We start from the raw sequence: 1,730 nt of genomic DNA, 5'->3' as shown, positions 1-1,730 counted from the left end.
GGCTGACACGCTGCGCTCGCTCGACGCCATGGAGATGCCGGCGGGATTCGATATCCGCATTATCGTCGCCGACAATGACGACACCCCGACGGCCCGTGACCTGGTGGCGGCGCTGTCGCGGGAATTGACGGTGCCGATCCACTATCGGCATGCCCCGGCGCGCAACATCTCGATCGCCCGCAATGCCTGCCTCGATGCGAGCACAGCGGATTTCGTCGCCTTCATTGATGATGACGAAACGGCCACGCCTCAATGGCTCGCTGAATTGGTCGCGATGGCGCAGCAAAGCGGTGTCGCCGTCGTGCTCGGCCCGGTCAGGGCGCGCTATCGCCCGGATGCGCCGGACTGGATGCGGCGCGGCGATTTCCATTCGACCTTGCCCATCTGGGTGCGCGGCGAGATCCGCACCGGCTACACCTGCAATGTTCTGCTGCGGATGGGCTCGGACAGCCTGCGCGGCCGCCGCTTCAGCCTGGCGCGTGGCCAGACCGGCGGCGAGGACACCGAATTCTTCGACCAGATGCACAAGGCCGGCGGCCGCATCGCCTTCGCGCCCAAGGCGTGGGTCGACGAGGTGGTGCCGCGCTCAAGGGCGGCATTCGAATGGCTCGGCCGCCGCCGCTTTCGCGTCGGCCAGACGCATGGCCATCTCCTGGGCAGTAGCGCCAGCAGCATCGGCCTGGTCAAGCAGGTCGGCCTGGCCTCGGCAAAGGCCATCTATTGCTTCGCCTCGGCACTTCCGGTCGTCGTCAGTCCAGTCCGCAGGAACCGCAGCGTGCTGCGCGGCATTATGCATGTTGGTGTCGTCAGCGGCCTCGTCGGCATCCGCGAAATTCGCCTCTATGGCCAGCCGTCGCCACAGGAGGGAGGCAAGCGTGCAGCCTGACGTCAGCTCTGTCCCGGATGTTTCCTTCGTTATTGCCGCCTACAACGCCGAGGCGACCCTTGATCGGGCGATTGCCAGCGCCATCGCCCAGAAGGGTGTCAGCGTCGAAATCATCGTCGTCGACGACAAGTCGCGCGATGCGACGCTCGACGTGGCGCGGGCCTACCCCGGGGATATCGTCCGTGTCGTCGCCCTGGCCAGCAACCGCGGCCCTGGCGGCGCCAGGAATGCCGGCCTCGACGCCGCCCGCGGCAGATGGATCGCGGTTCTCGATTCCGACGACGCGGTCTTTCCCGGCCGGCTCGCGGCCATGATCGCTCGTGCCGAAAGCGCGGATGCCCAGATCGCCGTCGACAATCTGCAGGTCGTTCGCGAGGACGGCGTCATCGAGGACGCGATGTTTCCGCGGCAATATCTGGAAGGCTTGCGCGAGATTTCGCTGGCCACCTACATCGCCGGCAACGTCGTCTTCGAATCCAAGTTCAACCTCGGCTATCTCAAGCCGATCTTCCAGCGCGAGTTCCTGAACGAACACCGGCTTCGCTATGACGAAAAGCTGAGGATCGGCGAAGACTACATCCTGTTTGCCGGCGCCCTGGCCAAGGGCGGAAAATGCGTCGTCGAGCCCGATATCGGCTATGCCTATCATATCCGCAGCGGCTCCATCTCGCGCGTGCTCGAGCTTCACCACGTCGAAGCGATGCGCAGGGCGGATGCCGTGTTCGCTCAAACCCATCGGATGGATGAGGCCGCGCAGGCCGCGTTTGCACGGCGCGGCCGCAGCCTGCGCAAGGCGGCATCGTTTCTGTCACTGGTACAGCACATCAAGGCGCGGTCCCCGCTC

The 1,730-nt window shown here is 65.4% G+C and carries 2 protein-coding genes; both read left to right on the top strand.

Annotated features, from left to right (window positions below; translation table 11 throughout):
• The coding region (locus EN893_RS32545; RefSeq protein WP_164901329.1) for a glycosyltransferase family 2 protein at positions 1-886 on the top strand (886 nt) is incomplete at its 5' end.
• Positions 876-1,730, top strand: an 855-nt coding sequence (locus EN893_RS32540) for a glycosyltransferase family 2 protein (RefSeq protein WP_164901328.1), incomplete at its 3' end; no start/stop codon positions are given. The genes EN893_RS32545 and EN893_RS32540, both read left to right, overlap by 11 nt.

This window comes from Mesorhizobium sp. M7A.F.Ca.CA.004.04.2.1, from assembly GCF_004022825.1.
Classification (GTDB): Bacteria; Pseudomonadota; Alphaproteobacteria; order Rhizobiales; family Rhizobiaceae; genus Mesorhizobium.
Note: the sequence above shows the minus strand (reverse complement) of the source record. Positions and strands in the feature narration are given on the sequence as shown.